This window comes from Pseudovibrio sp. WM33 (assembly GCF_001623165.1).
In the GTDB taxonomy this organism is placed as follows: Bacteria; Pseudomonadota; Alphaproteobacteria; order Rhizobiales; family Stappiaceae; genus Pseudovibrio.
In genome coordinates this window covers 1-298 of the sequence record NZ_LMCK01000135.1, presented here as the reverse complement: position 1 = coordinate 298, position 298 = coordinate 1, and the positions used below count along the sequence as shown (strand labels likewise).

Sequence of the window (298 nt, the reverse complement as noted above, 5' to 3'; positions counted from 1 at the left end):
GTGGGGAGATGGAACCTTTCATCAAGATCATGCTGCGCGGTGTGTGTTCGGGGCTTGATGTGGCTTATTCGTCTTTGTCCAGTGATTTGGAAAAGGCCAATTTCTCGTCATTGCGGGCCGGGCTTGGTGAAGAGCGCGAACAATGGGGCGTGCTGCAGGGCTGGCTTGCAGATCATTACTGCGGATCTATCTTTCCCGACTGGTTGCGCATGGCGATGCTGACCGGGCAAGTGCGTTTGCCTATGACACAGCTTGCCCGGTTTCAGGCGGTGGAATGGACGGGCCGGGGCTGGCAATC

1 protein-coding gene is annotated in these 298 nt (G+C 57.0%); it reads left to right on the top strand.

The annotated features are described in order from the left end of the window. The coding region (locus PsWM33_RS23560) for a phage portal protein (protein ID WP_153040004.1) at positions 1 to 298 on the top strand (298 nt) is incomplete at both ends.